Raw genomic sequence first — 17847 nt, 5'->3', positions numbered from 1 at the left:
ATCGGTTGCAGGGTGCAGGTCTTGTCTTTACACCATGGTTACGGATGTGGGAAATACTCGCCGTTGTTTGCAACCTCTCGTAAGAAGGTTCTTGCCCGCGGATAAAAGAACGCCCTCAGCTCCGCGCTGTCAACGGCGTACCCCGGCTCCGCCTCATGGGCGCGCGGGAAGATGTCGGGATATGCCCCGCCGAGATCGACCGTCCCGTCTTTTGCTACGACTTCGTCTGTCTCAAGACGCAGCGTATGCGTCTTTGACCGCACGGCGACCTTGAGCGTCTGCCCGGGATAGCGGGAGATGCTGTAGACCGCCTCCCGTTCCCGTCCGCCGAACACCGCGGGGAGATTGCTGTCGACATCGGGGGCGACGGGAAAGCCGCACAGATGCCCGAGGGCAGCGTATATGTCCACACTGCTCGTCAGCTCATGGGCGACGCCCGCCGCAGGGACGCCCGCACCGCGCATCATCCATGACGCGCCCGTGGAGTAGGGCCCCATGATGTCAACGGCGCCGTCCGCGTTTGGACTAAAGATCGAGACGCCGTGATCCGAGTAGAGATTCACGATGTATTCGTCCTCGTCGTAGTGCGTCCGGATGTAGTCGAGCAGGACGCCGACACTGCGGTCGACATATCGCGCTCCCTCCAGGAACTGCGCGCGGTAGATTTCAAAATTCGGCAGGCGCACGCTCGCCTCCGTACCCTGTGCGCCGAGGAGACGCCGCGCCAGAGGCAGGCGCGTCTCCACCGATGTGGCGAATTTGAACCCTTTTGCAGCGTAAGGGTGCACATCCATCACATGCAGGAAGAGGAATTGATCTGTCTCGCCAAAGGCTTCGAGATGGCGGATCGTGCGCTCCGCGCCGTCAAAGGCAGGCAGATCCCACGAGGTCGCGACGATGCGGTCGTAGCCGCGCATCGCCCCGCAGTACATGGAGTAGCCGCTCGCCATCGGGGCGGCGCAGTAATAGCCGAGATCCTTCATGCACTCCGAGAGCGTCGTCATATCGAGCGGCAGCTCGTGACTGTCCTCTTCGCTGAACACCTGCGTATGCGTCGGATAACGCCCCGTCTCGATGGCGGCGAGCGCGGGGTAGGTGAACTCCGAGGTGGAAAAATGATCGTCAAAGATGACGCCGCGCGAGAAAAACTCCGCGATGCGCGGCATATATTCCGTGAACCGCGTGCGCATGACCGGCCACGAGAGACCGTCCACGAGAATGTTCAGCACGAGTTTTTTGCGGCGCGGGCTGTGTCCGAGAAGGATGGGCGTGCCGAGGACATAGGGGGCGGATTCGTCCACATGCAGCGTCGTCTTTTCGCTGAGCCGGAAATAGCTGAACGCCCACTTGCCGAGATAGGTATGATCGTCGACGGTTTCCGTTTGAAACGATAATTCCTGTGACAGCTCCGTGCCGGCGATCGCAATGAGCGCTTCGCGTCCCTCCGGCACATCGATCTCTGTCGTGCCGCGCACCTCGCGCGCCTTTTGCAGATCGAGGACAAAATCGTGATGTCCGCAGTTTTTGAACCGCGCGCTCCGGCGGAGTTCTTCGAGCATGAAGCCCTTTTCCGAGAGAAAGCGGTTCTCGCCATAGCAGCCGACCCAAAACCGCGCGCTGCCTTCGGGCATCGTGAGCGGTAGTTCCTCGCCGACGAAGAGATCGTCTCGGAAGGAGAGCTGCCCGTCCTCTATGACGGCGCGGCAGGTGAGGACGGGGGCGACCTTGCCCTCGCTCATCGCGACGGAGAGCCGATTCAGTCCCTCATGGAGGAGCTCCGGCGGCAGATCATCGATGCGCGGTTCGGGCGTCTTGTAAATACCGTAACTATAGCCGCGCATCGTGAGCGCGTCAAGCGGACGGCCTAGATGCTCGTAGATCTCGGTAAGGAGATTCCACACCGCATAGCCGACCGGGCGCAGGCGATAGGCGCGCTCGGCGAGCGGGAGCGCCGACTCATATGCGCCGTGTGCCGTCAGGTAGTGCGCCGCGAGGATGTAGAAATGCGCACTGTCCGGTGATTCCGCTTGGTACGCGTCCAGCACGGCGAGGTAGTCGTCGTCGTAGGCATTCCGATGTATGCGCGCGACGAGATCGTCGAAGAGGGCCCGCGCGCGGTTGTTGTTTTGCCAAAATATGGTGAATCCGTCCTGCATAGCAATGCTCCCTTTTTATGTAGACTGTGGGGAGGGGAAAATCTCACCATTATTATCTATTCCGCGCAAAAATTCTCTCACGCGCGGGTAAAAGAATGCCCGCAGCTCCGCGCTGTCAACGGCATATGCCGCTTCGCCCTCGTGATCGCGCGGATAGATTTTTACCTCTGCGCGCGAGAGGTCGACCGTGCCGTCCTGCTCGACCGCATCTGCAACCATGAGCCGCAAGGTATGCGTCTCACTGCGCGCCGCGAGATAATACGCTTTCGTCGGGAAGAGCGAATTGCTGAACGCAATCTCGCGCCCCGTGCCGCCAAATATTTTTGGCAAAACCCCGTCCACATACGCGTCGACGGGGAAATCGCAGAGCGCGCCGAGCGCCCGGTAGATGTCAACCGCGCTCGTCAGCTCATCCGCGCGCACGCCCTCCGGCACGCCGGCACCGCGCATCATCCACGCCGCGTGCGTCATCGCGGGATTTGCAATGTCCTCGCATTCGTTGAAGATCGAGACGCCGTGGTCGGAGTAGAGATTTACGATGTAGTCGTCGGGAGCATAGTGCCGTTCGAGGTAGGAAAACAGCGTGCCGAGCGCGCGATCCATATCGCGCACGCCCTGCCAAAATGCCGCCTTACTGAGCGCATTCGGCACGAGGTAGGGACTCGGCACGCGCTCGTCGGGCGCAGAGAGCCGATCCACGAGGGAGAGACGCTGCTGCACCGATGAGGAGAACTGAAAAAACTCGGACGCCTCCGCATGTATATTCGTCGTATGCAGGAAAATGAAGTGATCCGCATCGCCCATCCCCTCAAGCAGGCGGATCGCGCGCTCCACACCGTCATGGGCATGTAGACGGTAGGGCGTCACGATCAGGCGGTCATAGCCGCGCGTCACGCCGTTGTAGATGCCGACGCCTTCTCCCAAGAGATTCGACGTCGCATAACCGCGTTCCTTCATCCGCTCCGAGAGCGTGATGCAGTCGGGGCGCAGCTCGATCGCGACACTGCCGCTGACGAGACCGCTGTGATGCGGATACATGCCCGTCTCGATGGTCGCGAGCGACGGATAGGTGTACTCTGCCACCGAAAAATGATTGTCAAAGATCAGCCCTTTGCCGAAAAAATCATGCGCGTTCGGCATTTCCTCTCTGAACCGCTCACGCACGATCGACCACGCGAGCGCGTCTACGAGGATGTTCAGCACGAGCCGCCGGCGCGACGGATCGTGACCGATCCGGACGGGCGTCCCGACGATGTAGTCGCGGTCGGAGGAAATCGCGGTGCGCGCGGAGAGACGGAAGAAATTCGGCGCGCCCGGGTTCAGCCATGTCGTATTGTCGAGCGTGCGCGTCTCGAAGCGGATCTTTTGATCGTCCGCCGTGCCGATGACGGGCAGAACGATTTCCGCGCCCTGCGGGTCGATCTCCGTTTTGCCGCGCGCGGGCGTGCCGCGCATGATGTCGAACGTGAAGTCGCCGCCCGCATGTGCCGCCGCGCCGGGCGTGCGCCGCACGGTATCGATCAGCCATGATTTGCTCATGCGCGGTTCCTGCTCGGCATAGACGCCGACATAGTACGAGGGAGAGATGTGCGGCGAGACGGGCAAAAACTCCCGCGCGAACAGCCCGTCCTGCCCCGATAGACCGCGCGCAGGACTGTAGCTCATACGGCAGATGGCAAAGGGCGCGTAGCTCGCGACGCCGAGCGCGACGGAGAGCCGATCGAGCGCGGCGGGCGTCAGTGCGGCGGGCGGAATGTTCAGCGAGATGGGGACGCGGTAGAGATTTTCGGCGTAGCCCTGCATAACGAGGGCATCGTCATAGCGTCCAAGAGCGGTATATGCGCGCGCGAGTACGTCCCACACGGCGTGATTCGAGGGGCGCAGGAGGAAAGCGCGTTCACTGTAGTCGGCGGCAGCCACGGCGTCGCCGTGTGCGAGCATGTAGCGCGCGGCAAAGATGTAGAGATGCGGGTGATCCGGCGATTCCTTTTCGTAATCATCGAGCACGGCGAGATAATCGTTGTCGTAGGCGGAGCGTTCACAGCGTGCGAGAAGATCGTCAAAGAGGGCACGCGCACGGGCGTTGTTGTTCCAAAATGTGGTGAAGTCGTCCTGCATGGGCGTGTCCTTTCTTAGCGTGATGCGGGCGTCTCTCATACGGCTTCTATCGATATGCGCGCGTGAATCGTATCTGTTTCCCGCGATGAAGGGAAACAGCTATGCGCGAAGATCCCGCGTATAAAACCGTACAGTAAGTGATGCGGAAGTTTCGATGCAGAGCAAGGAACAAGAAAAATTCAAGGGAAGGCGTAGATGAAACCTACGTCGACCGCAGAATTTTTCGCAGTGACACAGCTATGCGCGAAAATCCCGCATCACGTCTTCAAATACACGGAAAAACGCCCCAATATCTGGCGCATCGATCGCTCCGAGTGCGCAGAGGCGGAACGTCTTTGCCGTTTGCATCTTGCCGGGGTAGATGGTGAATCCGCGCTCATAGCAGTAATCATGCACGCGCGCAAAGTCAAAATGCGGATCGTCCGGGTAGCGCACGGCGACGACGAGTCCCGATTGTATCTCGCGGGGGATCGCCTCTTCTAGTCCGAGCGACGCGAGTCCCTCATGAATGGCGTCAATCACGCGCGTGTGGCGCGCCCACTTCTTGGTTTCGCCCTCGGCGAAATACTCCGCGAGCGCGCGCTTTGCCGCATAGACAACCTGTACGGGCGGGGTGAAGCGCATCTCGCCCGTCCGTTCAAATCCCTCGTACTGCATGATGAGGTTCGTATAGTAGGACCGCACGGGATAGTGCACCGCCGCGTCGAGCACGGATTTGCGCGCGAGGACGAAGGACAGCCCCGTCATGCCTTGGATGCCCTTTTGCGCGGACGACATGCACACGTCGACGTTTATCTCCTCCGCATCGATGGGGATCATGGCGAATGTCGATATGGTGTCGGCGATGCAGATCGCGCCGTGCGCGTGGGCGAGCGCGCCGATCTCTCGCACGGGATTGAGAATCCCCGTGCCGGTCTCCTGATGCGTCGTGTAGACGGCGGTGATCTCGGGATGCTTTTTCAGCGTGTCCTCTATCACCGCGAGATCGGGCAGTCCGTCGATCGGGAAGGTGAGGTCGATGTGCAGTACGCCGTAGGCGCGCGCCATCTCCGCGGCGCGGGCGGAGTATACGCCGTTGTTCACGATGAGGAGCTTGCCGTCCGCGGGAACGAGCGAGGAGACGCAGGCGTCCATGGCGATCGTGCCCGACCCGCAAAAGAGGACGGTCGCCCATTCTTCGGGCGTCACATGCACGATGCGCAGGAGGTCGCCCCCGAACGTGCGCATCAGATCGCCGAATTCCCGCTCACGCGGGCAGATGTCGGGGACGAGCTGCGCCGCCTTTACCGTGTCGGTCGTGGTCGCGGGACCCGGATTGAGCAGGATGTTTCGTTTGATGTTCATAAGTCACTTCCGATACATAAAGCAGTTGAAGATGAACGGAGTGTTCCAGTAGCCCGGCATATCGACGGTCGGGAACGTGACGGTGAGATCGTGCTTCCGCGCAAAGTCCTCGAAGAACGCGCGGGGATAAAAGAGCTTATCGAGCCCCTTATAACGTTCGTCATAGTCCGGGATAGAGGCGCGGCGGAATGCGTGATAGGCGTCCTCCTTTTCGATGTCATGCACCTCGAGGAGTCCGAGCGCGCCGCGTGATTTTTCGAGCATTCGGGTGAGGACGCGCCGGGCATAGTCCGTGCCTGTGAAATAGGAAAAGACGCCGGCGGAAAATACGGCGTCATATGTCCGCTCTGTCGACAGCTTGTCCGCCTCGCCGCAGGACAGCTCGAGCGCATCCGGGAGCACCGTACGTGCGGTGTCCACGAGGGGGGGCGAATAGTCCATTCCACCAACCATAATACTGTCCCGCTGCATGAGGTAGAGATTTGCGCCCGCGCCGCACCCGACCTCAAAGACGCTTTTCCCGGGGCTAAGGTGCAGGAGCTCCCGCATTTGTTTATCTTGACCGATGAAGGTCTCGAGCGGCAGACCGCCCTCCATGACGTCGTAGCCGTTTGCGCGTTTGAGCTCGAGCAGAACGTCCTGCCAGCGCCCTGTCAGTCGGTCGTTCGAGGAGGTGCGCCGGTTCCATACGGCGCGCCATTGATTTTTCATGCGGCACCTCACATAATTTCAATGAGACGGATGATGTCCTTGATGGGCATGAGGTTCTGATCCGCCTCATGCGCGCGGTGATGGACGAGGATGGAGCGCGCGGTCGCCTCCATGGCGGGAAACGCGCTGCGCGTGAGCTGGTTCGCGTAGATGACGATGCGCACGCCGTGCGCCGCCAGCTCCGCCTCGGTGATGGTGTTGTAGGACGAGGGGACGGCGACGATGGGAATGTCCGGGTGCGATGCGTGGAACGCGTCGCAGAACGCGAGCACTTCGCCCGGTGTCTTTGCGCGCGAGTGGATCATGATGCCGTCCGCGCCTGCCGCGACATAGGCGTCGGCGCGCCTGAGGGCATCCTCCTGCCCCTTTTCGAGGATCAGGCTTTCGATGCGCGCGATGATCATAAATTCGTCGGTGCGCAGCGCCTTTTTCCCCGCGGCGATCTTCTCGGAAAAATTCTCGATCGTGTCCTGCGTCTGCGCGACCTCCGTGCCAAAGAGGGAGTTGCGTTTTGCCCCCGTCTTGTCCTCGACGATGACGGCGGAGACGCCGATGCGCTCGAGCGTGCGGACGTTGTAGGCGAAATGCTCCGCCGTGCCGCCCGTGTCCATGTCGAGGATGACGGGCTTCGTGGTGACGTCCATGACCTCGTTGATGGTCTGGATGCGGTCGGAGAAATCGACGAGCTCGATGTCGGGTTTGCCGCGCGCCGTCGAGTCGCACAGGCTCGAGATCCACATGGCGTCGAACTGATCGAGTCCGCCGTCATTTTCAACGACCGTCTTTTCCGCGATAAGTCCCGTGAGACCGTTGTGCACCTCGATGGTCTTGACGATGGGGATGATGTCGAGCAGGCGGCGCAGACGGCTGCGGCGCCGCTCGGGCATGGCGAGGTGCTCGCGCATCCGGCGGTCGATCTCAGTGACCTCGTCGCTGTAGGTGTAGGGCGGCTCGACGAGCTGCCCGCCGAGCCGCTGTAGACACGCGAGCACGTTGCTGCGCAGCGCGGACTCGGGTCCCTGCGCCCAGTTGCGCCCGTGGATGACGTAGTCGGGGCGGAGTTTTTCGAGGATTTCGTCATAAAAAATATGCTCCTGCACGATCACTTCGTCGACGAGATCCTCTGCGCGCAGCATCTCCATGCGCTCGGCAAGCGTGCGCGTGGGGAATCTGTTGTAGCGCAGCATCTCGGGATCGGAGAGCACGCCGACGACGACGCGGCCGAGTTTTGCCGCCTCGCGCAGGATGTTCCGGTGTCCGTCGTGGATGATGTCTGTGCAAAAGCATGTATATACGGTTTTCATTGGCAATTCATGTCCCTTTCCAAATCCCTGAGCTCCTCTGCGGTGTCGATCTCCCACACGTCCGCGCGCGTGCACGGGCGGACGTAGATGTGAAAGTCCTCCGCATAGTATTTGAGCGCGATCTCGTCCCAGTAGAGCCCGCGGTAACGCTCCTCCCTGTAGAGCGTCGCCGCGCAGCGGGCGAGACGTGCGCCGTCCTCCGCGGTCCAGTACGAGAGTCCGAGCATCTGATGGCAGTCCCGCCCGCCGACGCCGATCTCCGTGATGCGTCCCTGCGCATCGACGGCAAACCGCCAGTCGTCCGTCTCCTCCACGGGGAACGCGATGTAGTTCGAGCGCTCCTGTGTGGGCGTTATGACGGCAGGATTTGCGAGGTACAGATCCCCCTCGACGACGTAGGTGTCCTCAAGCAGTCCCTGTGCCCCCGCCAGTGTGACAGAGGAGATGTTGTTTGACGTCTCCCAGTCGGGATTGTCTAGAAATGAAATCCCTTCGTATTGGTCTGTGAGCTTGTCGAACGCCGCGCCGCGATACCCTCGTACAATGGTAATCGACGAAATCCTCGCCGCCTTAAGCGCGTCAAGGATGGTCGTGATGATCGGACGTCCGCAGACCTCGACCATCGGCTTTGGACGGTCGTCCGTGAGCGGCGCGAGCCGTGTGCCGCGCCCTGCGGCAAGGATGAGGGCGCGTTTTATTTGATGGATTTTGTTCATCCGGTTGTCTCCTTTGTGCGGCGCGGTTTTCTCCGGTTCGGGGGCGTAGGTGTTATGCGCGGCTCAGGGGATCTTTCTCGCTGCTGCGCAAACGTCGCGGCAGTATCGTATCGTTATATAGATCATGCCGCCGCACAGTCCTTTGGACTGCAAAGCGGCGGTCTAACACATCCCCAAATCAATGGGCAACAAGTCGCGCCGCCCTTCGGGTAAATGCTTCGCAGCGTCGATAAGACACCCGTTCGCCGCACACCACGAAACGGCGATACACCTGATGAGCGGCGTTCCTGCGACATCGTGGGACACATTTGCAATCCACGCCGCCTCCGTAGGGGCACGGCGTGCCGTGCCCTGTATCTCGCTATGGCGGCGTAACAAAAAAGCAACCTCGGCATCGATACGTCGTGATCATCATCGAAGGAAAGCGTAGCAACTTATGCCGCCCTCGTAGGGGCACGGCGTGCCGTGTCCTGTATCTCGCTATGGCGGCGTAACTTTATGCCAGTCCCATCTTTCGCTTTGCCTTCGCGAGCGTTCGCTCGGCGATCGCAGAGGCGCGCTCCGCGCCCTCGCGGATGGCGGCGTCGAGATATTCTTTATCTGCGAGGAGCTCTGCGTATTTTTCCCGGATGGGGCGCAGCTCGTTGGCGACAACCGTGCCGACGGCGGTCTTGAAGTCGCCGTACCCCTTCCCGGCGAACTCCGCTGTGATCTCGTCCATATTTTTCCCTGTGACGGCGGCGTAAATGGTCATGAGGTTGTTGACGCCGTCTTTGCCTTCACGGAACGCGACCTCCGACTCGCTGTCCGTGACGGCGGATCGGAATTTTTTCAAAATCGTTTTTTCGTCGTCGAGGATGTAGATCGTCGCCTTTGCGTTCGTGTCGGATTTGCTCATCTTCGCCGTTGGCTCCTGCAGGCTCTTGACGCGCGCGCCCTCCTTCGGATAATAGCCCTCGGGCAGGCGGAACACCTCGCCGTAGACGCGGTTGAACCGCTCCGCGACGTCGCGCGTGAACTCGAGGTGCTGCTTTTGATCCGCGCCGACGGGGACGTAATCCGCTCGGTAGAGCAGGATGTCGCCCGCCATGAGCGCGGGATAGGTGAAGAGTCCCGCGTTGATGTCCTCGGGGTGCTTCGCGGATTTGTCCTTGAACTGCGTCATGCGCGTCAGGTCGCCGAACGGGCTGAGACACGAGAGCATCCATCCCATCTGCGCGTGCGCGGGGACGTGGCTCTGGATAAAGACGAGACTTTCCTTCGGATCGAGACCGCACGCGAGCAGGAGGGCGAACGCCTCGCGGCTCTGCCGGCGGCGTTTCTCCGGTTCGTTGTAGACGGTCAGCGCGTGGAGATCGGCGACAAAATAATAGCAGTCATAGGACTCCTGCAGATGCCGCCAGTTCTTCACCGCGCCGAGATAGTTCCCGAGGGTGAATGTGCCGGTCGGCTGAATGCCGCTGAGGATGATCTTGCGGCGGGAATCCTGTGCTGCTTGTGTGTCGGTCATGATGTGAGCCTTTCTTTATATATGGATGTGCGGCGTTTCGCGCGCATTTAGGAAAGCGGCGGGAAGATCAGCACGGCGGGATCGAGCCCGTAGCGGATCGTGAGCCCCGCGTCCGCGGCGTCGTCTGCGGCGCGCGAGGAGACGTCCTCCTTCGTCGTGATGAGTACGTCCGACGCCGCGAGGATTGCGGGGGAGAACTCCCGCCCCTGCGCGGGCGTATGGGTGAAAATGAGGGGCGCGTCGTCTCCGCAGTCGGTGAGCCGCGCGGCGATCGCTGCGAGCGGCGCCTTTGCATCCGCGTCCTGCGCGACGGCGAGAATGAGCGCCGCCTTATCCCGTGCGCGGTACGAGGTAATGTAAGATTCGACTGCATAACGCCAAACGGCATCGTCCGCGCTGAAATCCGGGATAAAATAATATATCGTGTATTGCTCCGCCCGAAGCGCGCGGACGGTCGCGGCGATATCCGCGTCCTCGTCCGCGGACGGCGGTGTGTATGCGCGCTCGCAGGCGGCGAGAAATCCCTCCATGTCGCCGCCCTCGAGGAAGGCGCGGTGTGTTTCGATTTTTTCCGCCGACCAGTTCCACCACTTGATCTTTTGCAGGCGGCGAATCGTCTCCTCATCAAAGCGGTATTTGATGACGCGCGCCGGGTTGCCGACGGCGACCGCATAGGGCGGGATGTCCTTTGCCACGACCGCGTTTGCGCCGATGACCGCGCCGTTGCCGATGCGCACGCCGCCCATCAGGCACACGTTATCGCCGATCCACACGTCGCTGCCGATGATGATTTGCCCGCGGTTGACGGCGGCGGCATGGTTTTGGTGGTCGCCTGTTTTGAGACAGCGCAGATTTTCAAAAGGATACGTCGTGATATTATGAAGGTTGTGATTCTGCCCGATGTTAAACGTCAAACCGTCTGCCAGAGAGGAGTACCGCCCGACAAGCACATGCCGCTCGCCGACGCCGTATACGATCGTGCCGCTCATGAGGTATGAGCCGGGACCGAACGTCATGAGGACAGAATTTTGACCGTCGTTCGTGCGCAGTGTTCGAACCGCCGCGTCATGATTTACGAATTGCACCTTAAAATTCAGTCCCATGGGCGCCCCTCCAATCTTTCTATAGTTTAGAGTATAACAGAAAATGAAGCGATGTCAAAAACCTAAAAAATTCTTGCCTTTCTTTCGTGGCTCTGTTACAATATATTCCACATCAAAAATCGAAAACCACAAGATATAGTGTATTTTCAAATTCAAAGGAGAAAAGTTCATGGCAGTGACAACGGTAACGAAGCGCGCGGGGCACAGCGTCCCCTACGACCGCGCGAAGATCCTCAACGCGATCGCGGCGGCGAGCAAGGAGTACGCGCACCCGATGACCGCGCTCGAGATCGAGAACGTGACGGCGGCGGTGGAGGCGGCGTTTGAGAGCCGCGCGGAGATCTCCGTCGAGGAGATTCAGGATCTCGTCGAGAAACAGCTCCTCGCGCACGGATTCTACGACATCGCGCGCCGCTACATCACCTACCGCCAGCGCCACGCGCAGCGCCGCATGGCACAAAAACACCTCATGGCGAGCTACCGCGACATCTTCTTCGCGGACGCCGTGGATTCCGATCTGAAGCGCGACAATGCGAACATCAACACCGACGCGTCGATGGGCATCATGTTAAAGCTCGGCGCGGAGGGCGCAAAACACTTCGTCGACAACTACGTCCTCGAGGAGCGGTATGCCGACGCCGACCGCGAGAACTTCATCCACATCCACGACAAGGACTTCTCGCTCATCACGTTCAACTGCTGCCAGATCGACCTCCTGAAACTCTTCCGCGGCGGCTTCTCTACCGGACACGGCTTCCTGCGCGAGCCGAACTCCATCCGCGCGTACGCGAGCCTTGCCTGCATCGCGATCCAGTCGAATCAGAACGACATGTTCGGCGGACAGAGCATCAACGCGTTCGACTTTGCGATGGCGGACGGCGTGAAAAAATCCTTCCGCAAGGCGATCGTTGAGGAGGCGTGGAAAGCGCTCCTCTATCGTCTCGGACACGGACATTTCACGCACGACGCGTTCAAAAAAGCGCTGCGCGCAGAGCTGGACTTCGCCGTCTGCGTCTACGCTGAGGATGCCGAGAGCGACCTCGGACAAAGTTCCGTCAGAGAGCTGCGGCGCGCGCTCGACGTCGTTTATCGGAACGCATTCGAGACGCCCGTCGCGGGCGAGCTCGACGCCGACGCCGCGACGATCTACCGTCTCGCGTGTGAGAGCGTCGAGGAGGAGACGCATCAGGCGATGGAGGCGCTCATCCACAATTTCAACACGCTCCACTCGCGCGCGGGCGCGCAGGTGCCTTTCAGCTCCATCAACTACGGGCTCGACACCTCGCCCGAGGGACGTCTCGTCATCCGTGAAGTGCTCAGCGCGATCTGGCAGGGACTCGGCAACGGCGAGACCGCCATTTTCCCCATCTCCGTGTTTCAGCTCAAGGCGGGCGTCAACTACAACCCCGAGGATCCGAACTACGACCTCTTTATCGAGTCGTGCCGCGTCAGCGCGCGCCGCCTTTTCCCGAACTACGTCAACATCGACGCGCCGTACAACCTCCAGTATTACAAGCCCGGCGACTACAACAGCTGCGTCGCGACGATGGGATGCCGCACGCGCGTCATGGGCAACGTCAACGGCCCCGAGCAGTCGGGCAGCCGCGGAAACTTCTCCTTTACGACCATCAACCTGCCGAAGCTCGCGCTCGAAGCGAAGGGCGACCTGAATAAATTTTGGGAGCTGTACGATTACTACATCGAGCTCTGCCATGACTACCTCCTCGACCGCCTGAAGGTCATCGAGGAAAAGCACGTCTACAACTACCCGTTCCTCATGGGGCAGGGCGTTTGGATGGGCAGCGAAAAGCTCAGCCAGGTCGACTCCATCAAGGGAGTTCTCAGGCACGCGTCGTTCTCCATCGGCTTCTGCGGGCTCGCCGAGTGCCTTGTCGCGCTCATCGGCAAGCACCACGGCGAGAGCGAAGAAGCGCAGGAACTCGGGCTCAAGATCGTGCGTCACATGCGCGAGCGCACCGACGCCTATACGAAGGCGGAGACCCGCAACTGGTCGACGTTCGGCACGCCCGCCGAGAGCACAGCGGGACAGTTCCAGCGCGCGAACAAAAAGACGTACGGCATCATCCCCGGCGTTACCGACCGCGGCTACATGACGAACTCCAGCCACGTCCCCGTCTACTACGACATCAGCGCGTACGACAAGATCCGCATCGAAGCCCCGTATCACGAGCTTGAGAACGCTGGACACATCGCCTACATCGAGATGGACGGCGACCCCTCGAAGAACGTCAAAGCCTTCGAAAAAGTCGTCCGCGCCATGCACGACGCCAACATGGGCTACTTCTCCATCAATCACCCCGTCGACCGCGATCCCGTCTGCGGCTACACGGGCCTCATCGAAAACGAATGCCCGCACTGCCACCGTAAGGAAAAATCCTTCGGCACTATGACCGTGCCGCGCATGAAGGACTAAGAGTATATTAGGCAATCAAAAAAGCACGCTTCCGATCAATCGGAGGTGTGCTTTTTGTTGCTTTGGGGATAAAATTGTGATAAAGTAACGATAAAAAGGAGGACGCTCTTATGATTGCAATTCGTCCGGTATCAGACCTGAGAAATAAATTTCCGGAAGTGGAGGAAGTTGTCCTGCACAGCGGAAGCCCCGTGTTCCTCACCAAGAACGGATACGGCACAATGGTTCTGATGAGTCTCAAACAATATGAAGCACTCACCGAGGACGTAGAGACAAAACTCGATGAAGCGGATGCCGCGGCAAGAGCGGACGCCGCGCGTCTCTCGCATGACGAGGTATTTCGTGCCGCGCGGGGCATCGTTGATGAAGGACTATAAGCTCACATACCTCCCGCTGTTTAGTAAAGACCTGAATGAGATTGTCTGCTATATTGCCGATGAACTTAGAAATCCGCAGGCGGCGGCTCGGCTCATTGACGACGTAGAATCTGCCGTCCGAAAACGTCTGCATATGCCGGAGGCGGCTGCTCCGTATCCTTCGACGAGGGAGCGCGCACTGCCGTATTATCCAATCTATGTGCGCGGGTACATCGTGTTCTATGTCGTCGTCGGCGATACCATGGAAGTGCGGCGGATTCTCTACAGTCGTAGGAACATTGCCGAGATCCTTTGACATGGGATGATGCACTGTTCTTGTCACAGATACATCTCAAGCAGTGCACGGTTCTGCTCCAAAAGCGCGGGGCGGTAGACCTTCGGCAGCGTGGATTTTTTTACGATCGCCCACAGCGCCGCGGCGGCTTTGAGACGGTGCTTGTAAATCCTGCTTTGCGGGTCGGCGCAGAAATCCTTGAGAAAGCGGTTCCATTCACAAGCCTTGTTGTCATATTTCGCATAGTCTGACTCGCGGTAATACAGCGCCAGCAAATCCCGCACCGTGAACGAGCTGTCCCGTGTGCGCTTCACCTTGCGCCATGCCGCCGCCATATCGGCATTGAATTTGAAATTTCGGACGCCTGTTACCTCGGAAAAGTATGCCCGAAACGCTGCGTTGAACGCAAAATTGCATGCGAGCAGCGGACAGTCGAGCGAAATCTCACGGGTGCCTCTTTTGCGGGATTCTTTTTGCGGGCGAATCAGCCGGCCGTTAAAATATGCCTCGATATACCCGTTCAGCTCCGCCTTCGTTCCCGTGTGGCGGATGCCGAGCCGTTTGCACAGTGCGGTGAGCTCCGCGCGGTACCAATAATACCGGCTGAACTCGCTGTAGGATGCAATATCTTCAAAATGAGGGCGCTTTTCCAAGGCTCTCACCTCCTTTACGGATATGCGACATTTATTCTAGTACATTTATAAGTGACAAACAAGGAGGAAAATATATTTTTGTCAGTTATAACTGACAAAAACTGCGACGGTGTACCGCATATTTATTTTGGAAAATTCCAAATCAATGATATAATACATGTAATTTGAGCCGGTAAAGGAGGAACAATGATGAAGTTTTTTATTGACACGGCAAAGGTGGAGGAGATTCGCGCGGCGAACGATATGGGCGTCATTTGCGGGGTGACGACGAACCCGTCGCTGATCGCGAAGGAGGGGCGCGACTTCAAGGAGGTGATCGCCGAGATCGCCTCCATCGTGGACGGCGCGATCAGCGGTGAGGTGAAGGCAACGACGACGGACGCGGCGGGCATGGTCGCGGAGGGGCGCGAGATCGCGGCGATTCATCCGAATATGGTCGTGAAGATCCCCATGACGGTCGAGGGGCTGAAGGCGGTGAAGCAGCTCGCGGCAGAGAATATCAAGACGAATGTGACGCTCGTCTTCAGCGCGGGGCAGGCGCTGCTCGCGGCGCGCGCGGGGGCGACCTATGTGTCGCCGTTCCTCGGGCGGCTCGACGATATTTCCGTGCCGGGCATCGATCTCATTCGCAGCATCGCAGACATCTTCGGACTGCACGACATCAAAACGGAGATCATCGCGGCGAGCGTGCGCCATCCGATCCATGTGATCGACTGCGCGCTGGCGGGGGCGGACATCGCGACCGTGCCGTACAAGGTGCTTGAGCAGATGACGCATCATCCGCTCACGGATCAGGGGATTGAGAAGTTCAGGAAGGACTATGAAGCTGTCTTCGGATAAGGCGTGACGCGTGACGCGGGATTTTGGCGCATAGCTGTGTCACTGCGAAAAATTCTGCGGTCGACGTAGGCTTCATCTACGCCTTCCCTTGAATTTTTCTTGTTCCTTGCTCTGCATCCAAACTTCCGCGTCACTTAGGTTGCGGTAGTCGGGCGCAGGATTTTGGCGCATAGTTGCGTCATATCGAAAAACACTGCGCTTGACGTAGGTCTTTAACTACGCCTGCGCTTGTGTTTTTCTCATTCCTTGCTCTGCATCCAAACTTCCGCGTCACTTACTATACGGTTTTATGCGCGGGTTTTTCGCGCAGTCCGATCTCATCGATACGTTACGCCGCCGTATATCGTCATAGGGCACGCCCCTACGGGGGCGGCATATCAACCAAATACCAACAATAAAAGAGAACCGTTACACAACATTGTGTGCACCGGTTCTCTTTTTGATTGCCTATCTTAGCCCGCTTCGGCGACCTCGATAATGGGGAGCGCGCCGTCCGTGATGCATTCCTTCGTGACGGTGACGCGGCGCGGGGCGGTCTCGCGCGGGATGTCGAACATCACGTCGAGCATGACCTCTTCGATGATGCCCTTGAGACTGCGTGCGCCCGTTTTGCGCGCAATCGCCTTTTTTGCCACGGCGCGCAGGGCGTCCTCGGTAAAGACCAGCTCCACGCCGTCCATCGCGAGCAGCTTTTCATACTGCCGTACGGGGGCGTTGATCGGCTCGGTGAGGATGCGCAGGAGCGCGTCCTCGTCCAGCGTCTCGAGCGTGCAGATGACGGGCAGGCGTCCGATGATCTCCGGGATGATGCCGTACTCCATGAGATCCTCGGGGCTGACCTGATGAATCAGCGTGTCAAATTCCTTTTCCGTCTCCTTGCCGCGCACCTCCGCGCCAAATCCAATGGCGGCGCTGTTCTTGCGCAGACGCTTGGCGATGATTTTCTCGATGCCGACGAACGCGCCGCCGACGATGAAGAGGATGTTCTTCGTATCGACCTTGATGGTCGGCGCTTCGGGATGCTTGCGCTGACCGCGCGCCGTGAACTCCACGACGCTGCCCTCGAGCATCTTGAGCAGCGCCTGCTGGACACCCTCGTGCCCCGGGTCTGCCGTGATGGAGTTGTTCGCGCCCGATTTGCGTGCGATTTTGTCGAACTCGTCGAGATAGATGATGCCGTGCTCCGCTTTTTCGATGTCCTTGTCCGCCGCATAGTAGAGGTTGCGCACGGCGACCTCGACATCCGCGCCGACAAAACCCGCCTCGGTGAGGCTTGAGGCGTCCGTCACGGCAAAGGGGACGTCGAGGAGTTTCGAGAGATGCGAGAGAAGGGCGGTCTTGCCGCAGCCCGAAGGACCGAGCATGATGACATTGGACTTTTCGATCTCCGTTGACTCCTGCTCCTCCTTGGCGGCTTCATAGCCGTACTTCATGCGCTTGTAGTGGTTGTAGACCGCCACCGCAAGGATTTTTTTCGCGTGATCCTGATTGATGATATAGGTGTCGAGATAGTCCTTGATGAGGTGCGGGCGCGTCTTTTGCAGCACGTCGTCCAGCTGCGCGCGGAACGAGCTGTGCTCCTCGGACGAGACGGCCTGATCATGTTCGTCGAGGAAATGGTTGATCTCGCGTACGCAGTCCCGGCAGATGGCAAAGCCCGTGTTCGGATCGTAAATCGGCATATCGTATTGGTCACGCACATCAACGATGCGTTTGCAAAAGCTGCATTGGTGTTTGACCGGATTCTTTGACATTATGTATCCTTTCGAAAATTAAAGGGAACCTTGATAAAATCTACCATAGGATACCATAGGAATGCAGGGAGCGCAAGCAAAAGACGGGTGGAGAGATGATTTTATATTATATGGAAAGGAAAATAATCCTGCGAATTTGTCTAGAAAAACGTGGAAAAGGGCTTGACGCTTCGCGGGGATTATGTTATATTATGACAGTCGCGCTGATGAAGGCTAGAGGCTCTCGAGGCGCACAAGATGTACCCTGAAAACTACACAATGCAGAGAGGTTAGAGATAATCTAACCGAAGCCAGATGCAACATCGTTGATAATTAGGTCAACGAAAACAATTCTTTTACAGAATGACATTAATGAGTCTAGTGAGGCTCTTCTTTTACGGAGAGTTTGATCCTGGCTCAGGACGAACGCTGGCGGCGTGCTTAACACATGCAAGTCGAACGGAGCGAATGAAAGCTTGCTTTTATGAGCTTAGTGGCAAACGGGTGAGTAACACGTAGACAACCTGCCGATAGGATGGGGACAACATTCCGAAAGGAATGCTAATACCGAATG

General features: G+C 58.9%; 15 protein-coding genes and 1 rRNA gene. 5 read left to right on the top strand and 11 right to left on the bottom strand.

Annotated features, from left to right (window positions below):
- Positions 1–38: 38 nt before the first annotated feature.
- From K341_RS0107460 to K341_RS0107425, 9 genes are all read right to left on the bottom strand, one after another.
- The gene (locus tag K341_RS0107460; RefSeq protein ID WP_026762363.1) at positions 39–2156 is read right to left on the bottom strand and encodes a sulfatase-like hydrolase/transferase; all 2118 of its coding nucleotides are present in this window, start codon (positions 2154–2156) and stop codon (positions 39–41) included.
- A 15-nt stretch (positions 2157–2171) separates the two neighbouring features.
- Complete coding sequence (locus K341_RS0107455; protein WP_037349512.1) at positions 2172–4313, bottom strand: sulfatase-like hydrolase/transferase; 2142 nt, start codon at positions 4311–4313, stop codon at positions 2172–2174.
- A gap of 198 nt (positions 4314–4511) precedes the next feature.
- Complete coding sequence (locus K341_RS0107450) at positions 4512–5618, bottom strand: 2-aminoethylphosphonate aminotransferase (protein ID WP_026762361.1); 1107 nt, start codon at positions 5616–5618, stop codon at positions 4512–4514.
- 3 nt (positions 5619–5621) lie between these two features.
- Positions 5622–6329, bottom strand: a complete 708-nt coding sequence (locus K341_RS0107445; protein WP_026762360.1) for a class I SAM-dependent methyltransferase — start codon at positions 6327–6329, stop codon at positions 5622–5624.
- Positions 6330–6337: 8 nt separating this feature from the next.
- Positions 6338–7633, bottom strand: a complete 1296-nt coding sequence (gene aepX / locus K341_RS0107440) for a phosphoenolpyruvate mutase (RefSeq protein ID WP_026762359.1) — start codon at positions 7631–7633, stop codon at positions 6338–6340.
- A complete protein-coding gene (locus tag K341_RS0107435; protein WP_026762358.1) occupies positions 7630–8349 on the bottom strand; it encodes a phosphocholine cytidylyltransferase family protein in 720 nt (239 codons plus the stop codon). Before K341_RS0107435 ends, aepX begins: the two co-directional genes overlap by 4 nt.
- 162 nt (positions 8350–8511) lie before the next feature.
- Complete coding sequence (locus tag K341_RS12605; protein ID WP_156024921.1) at positions 8512–8727, bottom strand: hypothetical protein; 216 nt, start codon at positions 8725–8727, stop codon at positions 8512–8514.
- Between the two features lie 118 nt (positions 8728–8845).
- Complete coding sequence (gene trpS, locus K341_RS0107430) at positions 8846–9859, bottom strand: tryptophan--tRNA ligase (RefSeq protein WP_026762357.1); 1014 nt, start codon at positions 9857–9859, stop codon at positions 8846–8848.
- Positions 9860–9906: 47 nt separating this feature from the next.
- Complete coding sequence (locus K341_RS0107425; protein WP_026762356.1) at positions 9907–10962, bottom strand: CatB-related O-acetyltransferase; 1056 nt, start codon at positions 10960–10962, stop codon at positions 9907–9909.
- Positions 10963–11131: 169 nt separating this feature from the next.
- On the opposite strand from K341_RS0107425, the gene K341_RS0107420 reads away from it, so the two are divergent.
- The 3 genes from K341_RS0107420 (at position 11132) to K341_RS0107410 (ending at position 14068) form a co-directional block, all read left to right on the top strand.
- Entirely contained in the window at positions 11132–13396 is a 2265-nt protein-coding gene (locus K341_RS0107420; RefSeq protein ID WP_026762355.1) for an anaerobic ribonucleoside triphosphate reductase, read from the top strand.
- Positions 13397–13506: 110 nt separating this feature from the next.
- Entirely contained in the window at positions 13507–13773 is a 267-nt protein-coding gene (locus K341_RS0107415) for a type II toxin-antitoxin system Phd/YefM family antitoxin (protein WP_009350596.1), read from the top strand.
- Positions 13760–14068 carry a type II toxin-antitoxin system RelE/ParE family toxin gene (locus K341_RS0107410; protein WP_009350597.1) on the top strand — a complete coding sequence of 103 codons (309 nt, stop codon included), beginning with the start codon at positions 13760–13762 and terminating at the stop codon, positions 14066–14068. Before K341_RS0107415 ends, K341_RS0107410 begins: the two co-directional genes overlap by 14 nt.
- A gap of 23 nt (positions 14069–14091) precedes the next feature.
- On the opposite strand, the gene K341_RS0107405 is transcribed toward K341_RS0107410, so the two are convergent.
- Entirely contained in the window at positions 14092–14700 is a 609-nt protein-coding gene (locus K341_RS0107405) for an SAP domain-containing protein (protein WP_026762354.1), read from the bottom strand.
- 186 nt (positions 14701–14886) lie between these two features.
- On the opposite strand from K341_RS0107405, the gene fsa reads away from it, so the two are divergent.
- Positions 14887–15540 (top strand): fructose-6-phosphate aldolase, encoded by a 654-nt coding sequence (fsa, locus tag K341_RS0107400; RefSeq protein ID WP_282705187.1) that lies wholly within the window; start codon positions 14887–14889, stop codon positions 15538–15540.
- A gap of 452 nt (positions 15541–15992) precedes the next feature.
- Here the strand turns inward: fsa and clpX are convergent, their stop codons facing one another.
- Positions 15993–17294, bottom strand: coding sequence for an ATP-dependent Clp protease ATP-binding subunit ClpX (gene clpX / locus K341_RS0107395; RefSeq protein ID WP_009350601.1), 1302 nt, complete (start codon positions 17292–17294; stop codon positions 15993–15995).
- A 373-nt stretch (positions 17295–17667) separates the two neighbouring features.
- Here clpX and K341_RS0107390 point away from each other — a divergent pair.
- Positions 17668–17847 (top strand): 16S ribosomal RNA (locus K341_RS0107390); the annotation flags it as partial.

This window comes from Centipeda artemidis DSM 19719 (assembly GCF_000426665.1).
Classification (GTDB): domain Bacteria; phylum Bacillota; class Negativicutes; order Selenomonadales; family Selenomonadaceae; genus Centipeda; species Centipeda artemidis.
The sequence above is the reverse complement of the archived record's forward strand: the minus strand, read 5'-3'. Positions and strand labels throughout refer to the sequence as shown.